This is a genomic window from Phenylobacterium sp., from assembly GCF_035944335.1.
In the GTDB taxonomy this organism is placed as follows: domain Bacteria; phylum Pseudomonadota; class Alphaproteobacteria; order Caulobacterales; family Caulobacteraceae; genus Phenylobacterium.
In genome coordinates, this window is sequence record NZ_DASZBG010000011.1 from 96,205 (window position 1) to 104,558 (window position 8,354).

Consider the following 8,354-nt stretch of genomic DNA (forward strand, 5'->3'; position numbering starts at 1 on the left):
CGCACGTCACGTCGCGCCCCCCGCTAGGCAGGATTTACCCAGTGCTTGGTAAACGCGGGTTTAAGGAAGCTCAGGCGCTCCAGGGCAGAAGCGCGCCCCAAAGGCCGAGCATCACGGCGAATCCGGCATAGATCAGGACCGTGATCGTGAACGAGGCCTTGCGCAGGTAGCTCCAGGAATCCACCCGCCGCCCACCGCTCCACACCGCCGGCAGGGCCAGGACGGTCAGGATCGTGAGGCCGCTCGCCACCAGGGCGCAGGCCGAGGCCAGGATGATCAGCGGGCTCGGCCAGCCGTACATCACCGGGGCGAGGTCGGCGGTGGCGTTGGAGGTGAAGATGGCGAACAGCGCCATGGCCGCCAGCCAGAGGCCCGCCTGGATGTTCTGCACCAGGCTGGCGCGCGCCTGGATGTTGCTCTGCCGCTGGTCGCGGCGGCTGCGCACGACGAGGCCGAACAGCGTGGCGACCGCGGCGAAGGCGGCCAGTCCGGCGAGCCAGGCCAGGCGCGACGGCTTCTGCCAGTTGGATACGCGTTCATAGAGCACGCTGCCGGAGCCGGGCAGGAACCCGACGGCGCGCCCGTCCTTCATCAGGAAGACAAGGCGGCTCTCGTCCTGCGGGGCGATGAACCGGCCATCCTCGACGGGGCCCTCGGGGACCCAGGCGCTGGCGCCGCTCATGTCCGACAGGATCAGCCGCCCGTCCGAGCTCACGCCGACGTTCACCCCGGCCCGGGCGATGCGCAGCACGAAGCCCTCGAGGCCCGAATAGGCCCGCCGCGTGCCGAGGTAGTAGCCTTTGAACAGGGCGCCTTGGGCGGCGAGGTCGGGTGAGGCGGCGCGCGGGAAGCTCTGCGGTCTGACGTAGAACTGCTGCAGCACGGCCGGCGCGAGACGAGCTGAGAGCGCGGCGCCGCTTTCGGTGTTGGTGGAGATGAAGATGCCGAGGTTCAGCTGCGGCACCACCAGCATGTTGGAGAAGAAGGACAGGGTCCCGCCGTCGTGGCCGTAACCCTTGAAGCCCCCGGGCAGGGTCTGGACGACCAAGCCGTGGGCCCAGCCATTGACGTTGGGCGGGGTGGGGCGGATCGCGGTCCGGAAGGCCTGGGCCGTGGCGGGACCATAGACCGTCTGGCCCTCCAGGCTGCCGCCGCCGAGCTGCAGCAGCATGTAGCGCGCCATGTCGCCGGCGGTGGAGGAGCCCGCGCCGGCCGGGGCGACCTGTTCGATGTACTCATAGGCGCGGCGCTGGAATCCGGTCCCGGACCAGCGGAAGGCGTCGGAGACGTCCGGCGCGAGCGTCGCGGGCATGGGCCCAGGCAGGCCGGCCTTCACCGGGTGCGGCTCGCGGAAGGTGGTGTGGGCCATCCGGGCGGGACCCAGGATCTCGTCCTCGATCAGCCGCTCGTAGGGCTTGCCCGATGTATAGGCGGCGGCCTCGCCGGCCAGGGCCGCGCCGTAGTTCGAATAGCTGGAGATGGCGCCCGGCGTCCGCACCCGATGGGGCCGTTCCTGGCGCAGATAGACCTCCAGCGGCCGCACGCGGTCGAAATTGTCCTCGAACAGCTGGCCCAGCGCCCGGTCCTCGAAGCCCGGCGAATGATCCATCAGGTTGATCACCCGGATCGGCTGGTCGAAGCCCTGGTCCTTCACCTGCACCTTCTCCGGCAGGTAGAGGTTGATCGGCTGGTCCAGGCGCATGCGGCCGGCCTCGACCTCCTTCATCACCGCGATCCAGGTGAAGGTCTTGGTGATCGAGCCGATGCGGAACAGGGTGCGGTCGGGATCGACGGCGCGGGCCGGGTTCAGGCTCGCAAAGCCGTAGCCCTTCTTCAGCACGATCTGGCCGTTCTGGACCACGCTGACGGTGACGCCCGCGATATGGTCGCGGCCCATGGCGTCCTTCACCACCCCGTCCACGAAGGCCTCCAGCTCGGCGGGCGGCAGCGGCTGGCCGGGACTGAGGCGCGCGCCAGGCTGCGCGGCCGGCGGCGGGGGCGGCGGGGCGGCCGTCTTCGCAGCCGCCGGCTTGGACGCGGCGCCGGGTTTCGGCGCCGGGCCGGTCGAGGTCGAGGTCGACGGGGGGGACGGCGGCGCCGCGCCCGGGGTCGCCGGCTGATCGCTCGTCGAGGCGGCGGGCTTGGGTCTTGGCTTCGCCTTGGGCTTCGGCTTGAGCTGGGTGTAGGGGATCGGAGCCTTCGGCAGCGCCGCCGCAGCATCGGTCTTGGCGTCGGGCTTGGCCGCAGGAGGTTCGTCCTGGGCGCCGGCCATGCCGGACGACAGCAACAGGACCGCGAAGGCCGCGCATGCCACACGAAAGCTGGATCGCATCACGACACCACTGATCCCCGTACAGCAGAGCACGTAACAAGGGTTGTAGTCGGGACCCCTGAGTCCCGCAAAGCCAAGCTTTGTCAGCCGCCGGTCGGGTTGATGAAGGCCAGCAGCGGCAGGATCGGCTTCAGGGTCCCGCCGACGAACAGCTGCGGCTCCGACGGCGGCCGGGCGTTGGTCTCGATCTCCTTGCGCGCCACGCAGGCCTGCACCGCGCGGCCCAGGCCCGGGAAGTCATGGGCGCCCTTCATGGACTGCAGGAAGCAGTCGTCGAAATAGGGATATTTGTCCGCCTCGCCGCAGCCGAAGGAGGTGCGGTCGGGCCTCGCCGCGGTGAGGATCATGCGATTGTTGCGGGCCAGCGTCGGCACGAAGACGCCGGAGAAGCACGCCGAGATGACCACCACGGTGGGCCGGGCCCCGCAGGTCTTGTTGAGCATGGCGTCCAGGACGCCCGGCGGCAGGATCTTGTCGTCGACGACCGCGCCGTCCGGCGCCCCGTGGGAGCTGAGGTAGAACAGGCAGCCCGCCTGGGTGCGCGAGGTCAGGTCCACCAGGCCGTTGTAGATGGTCGGCAGGTCGGACTTCTCCGGACGGGTGTCCTTGTAACGCTCGGGACGGACCGAATACTGCCGCAGGTTGGCGGGCCTGAACCCCGCGCGCTCCAGGGTCTGTGAGACGTCGCGGCGGGCGTTGTCGAAGGCTTCCGACGGGCCGCCGGAGTGGGCGTGCCAGTCGCCGGCCACGACCACGGCGGCCCAGTCCTGGAACGGGCTGGCGTCGAGCGCCGTCGCCGCGGCGGCGGATTTGGCGAAGGCGAGGAGAAGGAAGCCTGCGATCAGCCGCGCCATCCCCGTCCGGCGCATCCTACTTGCCCTTGTAGCTGGTGAACGGGGTCGGGATCGCCGTGCCGGTGGCCTTGGCCAGCACCCGGCCCTCCGGATCGGTGAGTTCGCCCTCGGTGAAGGCGACGCGGCTGCCCCAGCGCACCACCCGGCCTATGCCCTTGATCTTCCCCGGCGCGCCGGGGCGGAAGAAGGTGGTCTTCATCTCGGCGGTGGGCGCCACGTGGGTCATGCCCGAGGCCACCATGCAGGCGACGCTCATGCACTCGTCGAGCATGGCGCAGAGGTAGCCGCCCTGGATCTGTTTCATCGGGTTGAGCAGCAGCTCGGCGCGGGCGTCGAACTCGACCTCGACGGACTTCTCCGCCTGGCTGACCGCGACCATGCGGAAGCCGAGGGTCTGGGAGCCGGTGGGCTGGTTCTTGGTGCGCAGGAAACGCTCCAGGATGGCCTCGTCCGACAGCGGCGCGGGGGTTGCGGCCTCAGGCTCGGCGCGCGCGGCGTCGCTCATTCACTTCTTCCGGAACTGATCGAGGGAGACGATCTTCGAGCCGTCCTCGGCTGCCGGCGGCGCGGCCGGCTCGGCGGTCTCGTCGCTGGGCTTCACATCGGCCGGCGGGGCGGGCGGCGGCGCCTCGAATTGCAGCAGGAACTGCACCGAGGGGTCGTAGAACCGGGTCACGGCGGCATAGGGCACGGAGAGCCGCTTCGGCTGGCCGCCGAACTGCAGGGTCACCGAGAAGAAGGTCTCGCCCGGCGCGAGGTCCCAGTACTGGTGCTGCAGGACGATGGTCATCTCGTCGGGATATTTCGACAAGAGGTCGTCGGGCCCGGAGACGCCCGGGGCGTCGGTCTTGAAGGTGATGTAGAAGTGGTGCGCGCCGGGCAGGCCCTCGGTCGCCGCCCGCTTCAGGGCGGATTTCACCACGCCGCGCAGGGCCTCCTGGGCCATGGCGTCGTAGTGCATCAGGTCCTGGGCCGGCGGGTCCTGGGCCAACGGAATCTCCAGACGGAACACGCGGCCAAAAGGTAACGCGTGGGTCGGCGCACGCAAGGCGGCTTCGCGCGCGCCCCAAACGAAAGAGGGCGGCCCTCGCGAGCCGCCCTCCGGATTGGGTGGGGGAGTTCTGTTGCCAGGCCTCCCCCGAGCCCCGCCCTACGGGGCTAACCGTAGGGGCTTTAGGTCAAAGTCTAACTCGCGCTTACGCGGCGAGCCGGACTTCAGAAGCGAAGTTATCGTTCGCATCTATCAAAAGACCCGGAACGGTGGGTCAGGCCGGGGGAAAGCAACGCCTTTACACGTCTGTCGATCCTGATCGGCCCCGCACTTGCCCGGCGATACCCGGGGGGAAGATTGGTGGAGCCGCCGGGAATCGCACCCGGGTCCAGTCCGCTTATTACGCGCGCGTTTATCACCATAGTCGGGCGAACCCGACGAGGGAGGATATAGGCGTCAACCGTTAGGAATTAAAGAAGCTTCGGGCTCGGGGCCGAACAGCGGCAGGGCGGGCAGCCGCTTCTGCAGCGGCAGGCTGAGCGTCATCGCCAGCGAGATGAAGGCCGGATGGATGACCCAGGCCTGGCCGATGGCCGCGGCCACATAGCCCGGCCAGCGCGGGTCCTTGGTCCGGGCGAGGTAGATCGCCGTGGCCGGCGCAAACAGGGCCAGCTCGTAGTTCATCGCATAGGGCGAGATCAGGAAGGCGCCGCCGAACAGCGCGGTCAGCTTGTCGGCGAAATCGCCGCCGCGGCGGAAGGTCAGCCAGACCCAAAGCCCAGCGGCCGGCGCCAGCAGCAGCGCCCAGGCCCCCTCCATCCGCCAGAATGTCAGCGCCGCGTAGGGGGTGATCGAATTGGCCACCAGCCCCGAGGAATGGGAGACGAGATGCTCGAAGCGGGGCAGGGCGCTCAGCCACTCGATCCAGGGCCCCAGGCCCCAGACCGCCGCGGAAAGGGCGCAGAGCGCCAGGCCCGCGACCCCGGTCGTCACCAGCGTGCGCCACCGCGCCTCGGCCACCAGGGCCAGCGGCAGCAGCATGAGCAGCTGCGGCTTCACCGCCGCGGCGACCCCGAACAGGACGCCGGCCAGGATCGGTTGTCCGGCCAGCGCCAGGCCCGCCATGACCAGGCCGCCCAGGAGGAAGGTCGCCTGGCCGCAGAAGGCCGCGAAGGCGACCCACGGGATCAGCAGGAACCACTTGGGCGCGCCGGCCCGGATCCCCGCCCAGGCGAAGAAGCCGCCGGTGAGCACGGTCCAGACGAGGTAGCTGAGGTTCCAGGGCGCGAGCGCGAAGGGGATGAACAGCAGCAGCGCGGACGGGGGATAGGCGTAGGGCCGCAGGCGCCCATGTCCCATCGGCCAGTTCTGCAGCTCCGAGACGTAGCGGAAGTCGTAGAGCCGGCCCACGTCGGTGATCGCCGCCTTGCCGCCGGCCCAAAGGCCCGCGAAATCGACGCCCGCCGGCTGCGCCCTGAGGAGCTGCAGCGTGCTCACGCTCACCACCGCGAACGCCACCAGCACGCCGAGCAGGATCGGCGAGGCGAGGCGGACGCGGAGCGCGGCGACGGAGAAACCCATGGGCGGTGTTAATCCTATAGCGGCGCCGGCTTGCAAGGGCCCTAATGCCGTTCGCGAAGCGCCGATCACCACCACGATTGCGCGAACCGCCGCGAACGCTTCGCCAGCGGGCTGGGCCCTGACGCCTCACGCACCTAGCTTTCAGGCATCGGTTTTCATTCGGGATTTTTCGATGTCCAACCTGCTCAACGCGATCCGGCCGCTGGCCTGGGACTTCTTTCCGACCATCGCCTTCGCCGCCCTCACCGCCATGCACGTGGATGTGCAGCTGGCCACCCCCGCAGCCGTGGGCGCCGGCGTGGTTCAGTTGATCGTCATGAAGGCTACCGGCCGCGAGGTGGGTCTGCTGCAGTGGGCGGGCCTGGGGCTGGCGCTGGTGTTCGGGACCATCAGCTTCGTCACGCGCGATCCCCGCTTCATCATGGCCAAGCCGACCCTGATCTATTTCGCCGTCGCGGTGGTGATGCTGAAGCGCGGCTGGATGCTGCGCTACATGCCCGAGATCGCCCGCCACCACGGCGCGCCGCTGATGATCCGCTGGGGTTACGCCTGGGCCGGCCTGATGGCCCTCACCGGCGTGGCGAACGGTGTCATCGCCCTCTGGTTCACCAAGGAGTGGGCGCTGTTCATCGCGGTCGTCCCGATAGCCTCCAAGCTCACCATGTTCGCCATCCAGTACGTGAGCGTGCGCCACATCGTGCGCGGAAAGATCATCGCGGAACGGGAGGCGGAGGCGCGGCGCGAGGCGCCGGCCCAGGCGCAGGCGGCGTAGGCGCGGCTTCCGGCAGGGGCGCGGGCTCCGATCCGGGCGGCTGGGCGCGGCCGTGCGGATTGGGCTTCAAGGCGCCGCCCTGCGCCAGCAGGTCCTGGTAGGCGTGGCGGTCGAGGTTGTAGTCGATCCCGCCGGGGTACAGCACATCGAAGCGCGGGTCCTGGCCGAGCGCGGCGCGAAGGGTCGGCTCCAGGGCGTCGGCGACCTGGCCGATGGCGGCGTCCTCGCACTCGCGGTGCAGCGACCGGGAACGGCCGGGGATCAGCAGGGTCAGGTCGTAGCCTGCGCCGTTGACGCACAGACCCTCGGCGGCGTCCGCCTCCTTGACCTGCACCATGCGCGGCGTCGACCACATCGGGTGCTCGCGCAGCCCCAGGAAGGTCTGCGCCGACCCGGGAGGCAGCTCGGCGTCGAAGCCGATGCGCCGGCCGATCTGGGCCTCGCAGCAGGCGAGGCCGGCGCGGCCCTGCACGAAGGCCCGGCCGTCGCGCCGCACGATCACCCGGGCCACGCTCTGGCGGACGCTGTTGGCGGGTCTGACCCAGACCTCCAGGATCATCTCGCCGGGATAGAGCACCTCCCACTGCAGCGGCATCAGGCCCCAGAGCCGGTAGGTCGCGGCGTCCACGCCGTTGTCGATGGGGGCGAGGGTGCGCCCGCGCGGGATGCGCCGCCCGGCCAGCGGATCGGCGGCCTCCGGCGTCTTGAGCCGGTCGTCGCTCCACCAGGTCTTCGGATCCGGCGGCGGATAGGGCCAGATGTCGGCCTGGGCCGGCGGCAGCCCGGCGGGCGGCGTCGCCACCGGCGGATTGTTCGGCAGGATGCGACGGATGAGCTGCGCGTGGCCGGGGCCCGCGCATGCCGTGGCGACCAGAGCGATGGTGAGAAGCCGGCGCACGCCTCTAAAGCGCGCGAGCCGACGCTCAAGTTTCTACAAGCGTCAGCCAGCAAAACTGGTCCCCGCTCTTGCGTCCGGCTGCGCGTCAGGACTCCTTGCTGGCGCCCCTTCCGGGCGGCGAACCGGTTCCCACTTCGCCTGAAGCGGCGCTAGAGCGCTTCGACGCCGCGCTGGATGGAGAGCACGCCGGTCCGCGAAACCTCCACCAGGCCAAGCGGCCGCATCAGGTCGCAGAAGCGGTCGATCTTCGAGGGCGCGCCGGTCAGTTCGAAGACGAAGCTCTCGCGGGTGGTGTCGATCACCTTGGCGCGGAAGATCTCCGAGACGCGCAGCGCTTCCACCCGGTCGGGACCGGAGCCGCGCACCTTCACCAGCGCCAGCTCCCGCTCCAGCCCGTTGGGATCGCGGCTCACGTCCTGCACGTGGCGCATGGAGACCATCTTCTCCAGCTGGGCCTGGATCTGGGCCAGCACCTGCAAGGTGCCGCGGGTGACGATGGTGATCCGGCTGGTGTGGGCGTTGCGGTCGGTCTCGGCGACCGTCAGGCTCTCGATGTTGTAGCCGCGCGCGGCGAACAGGCCGACGACGCGGTGCAGCACGCCCGGCTCGTTGTCCACCAGGCAGGCGAAAGTCGCGGCGCTCTCGGCCGCCTCCTTGTGGGCGAGGTCGTAGACGGAGGCGGGCTGGGTGTCGGTCATCGGGGTCGATCTCTGGGCGGGCGTCCGGGTCGTTTCATGCTCTCTATACACGGAAATCGCGGCGCCGCTTGCGCGCGAGCCTGTCTCCGCCAACATGGGCGCAATGTCTTCCCTTCGCATGCCTCAGTCCCTGACCAAGCGCCTCCGGTTCGAGACCGGCGAGGCGGTGCTGCAGTACGAGCTATTGCAGGAGCAGGCGGCCGCGCTCGGCCGCGTGGGCGAGAAGCT

8 protein-coding genes and 1 other RNA gene are annotated in these 8,354 nt (G+C 69.9%); 1 reads left to right on the forward strand and 8 read right to left on the reverse strand.

The genetic code is table 11. The features are described 5' to 3' along the window. Positions 1–70: 70 nt before the first annotated feature. From VGT80_RS02890 to VGT80_RS02915, 6 genes are all read right to left on the reverse strand, one after another. Positions 71–2,332 (reverse strand): serine hydrolase domain-containing protein, encoded by a 2,262-nt coding sequence (locus VGT80_RS02890; RefSeq protein WP_327452707.1) that lies wholly within the window; start codon positions 2,330–2,332, stop codon positions 71–73. Positions 2,333–2,415: 83 nt separating this feature from the next. Continuing rightward, complete coding sequence (locus tag VGT80_RS02895; protein WP_327452709.1) at positions 2,416–3,201, reverse strand: C13 family peptidase; 786 nt, start codon at positions 3,199–3,201, stop codon at positions 2,416–2,418. Between the two features lies 1 nt (position 3,202). Beyond that, positions 3,203–3,691 (reverse strand): PaaI family thioesterase, encoded by a 489-nt coding sequence (locus tag VGT80_RS02900; protein ID WP_327452711.1) that lies wholly within the window; start codon positions 3,689–3,691, stop codon positions 3,203–3,205. Continuing rightward, complete coding sequence (locus VGT80_RS02905; RefSeq protein WP_414693886.1) at positions 3,692–4,147, reverse strand: SspB family protein; 456 nt, start codon at positions 4,145–4,147, stop codon at positions 3,692–3,694. A 148-nt stretch (positions 4,148–4,295) separates the two neighbouring features. Then, positions 4,296–4,656, reverse strand: a transfer-messenger RNA (tmRNA) gene (ssrA, locus tag VGT80_RS02910). Continuing rightward, complete coding sequence (locus VGT80_RS02915) at positions 4,634–5,758, reverse strand: glycosyltransferase family 87 protein (protein ID WP_327452715.1); 1,125 nt, start codon at positions 5,756–5,758, stop codon at positions 4,634–4,636. The genes ssrA and VGT80_RS02915 overlap by 23 nt, the downstream gene beginning before the upstream one ends. A gap of 172 nt (positions 5,759–5,930) precedes the next feature. On the opposite strand from VGT80_RS02915, the gene VGT80_RS02920 reads away from it, so the two are divergent. Next, positions 5,931–6,530: an inner membrane-spanning protein YciB gene (locus tag VGT80_RS02920; protein WP_327452717.1), complete on the forward strand. Its 600-nt coding sequence runs from the start codon at positions 5,931–5,933 to the stop codon at positions 6,528–6,530. Here VGT80_RS02920 and VGT80_RS02925 read toward each other — a convergent pair. Together VGT80_RS02925 and ilvN are read right to left on the reverse strand one after the other, a co-directional pair. After that, complete coding sequence (locus VGT80_RS02925; protein ID WP_327452719.1) at positions 6,469–7,428, reverse strand: hypothetical protein; 960 nt, start codon at positions 7,426–7,428, stop codon at positions 6,469–6,471. The genes VGT80_RS02920 and VGT80_RS02925 overlap by 62 nt on opposite strands. A gap of 149 nt (positions 7,429–7,577) precedes the next feature. After that, positions 7,578–8,126 (reverse strand): acetolactate synthase small subunit, encoded by a 549-nt coding sequence (gene ilvN / locus VGT80_RS02930; RefSeq protein WP_327452721.1) that lies wholly within the window; start codon positions 8,124–8,126, stop codon positions 7,578–7,580. Positions 8,127–8,354 lie beyond the last annotated feature (228 nt).

Excerpts from the sequence above, each read along its gene's own strand:
- VGT80_RS02890 (WP_327452707.1), bottom strand. The coding sequence starts at position 2,332 with ATGCGATCCAGCTTTCGTGTGGCATGCGCGGCCTTCGCGGTCCTGTTG.
- VGT80_RS02895 (WP_327452709.1), bottom strand. The coding sequence starts at position 3,201 with ATGCGCCGGACGGGGATGGCGCGGCTGATCGCAGGCTTCCTTCTCCTC.
- VGT80_RS02900 (WP_327452711.1), bottom strand. The coding sequence starts at position 3,691 with ATGAGCGACGCCGCGCGCGCCGAGCCTGAGGCCGCAACCCCCGCGCCG.
- VGT80_RS02905 (WP_414693886.1), bottom strand. The coding sequence starts at position 4,147 with ATGCACTACGACGCCATGGCCCAGGAGGCCCTGCGCGGCGTGGTGAAA.
- VGT80_RS02915 (WP_327452715.1), bottom strand. The coding sequence starts at position 5,758 with ATGGGTTTCTCCGTCGCCGCGCTCCGCGTCCGCCTCGCCTCGCCGATC.
- VGT80_RS02920 (WP_327452717.1), top strand. The coding sequence starts at position 5,931 with ATGTCCAACCTGCTCAACGCGATCCGGCCGCTGGCCTGGGACTTCTTT.
- ilvN (WP_327452721.1), bottom strand. The coding sequence starts at position 8,126 with ATGACCGACACCCAGCCCGCCTCCGTCTACGACCTCGCCCACAAGGAG.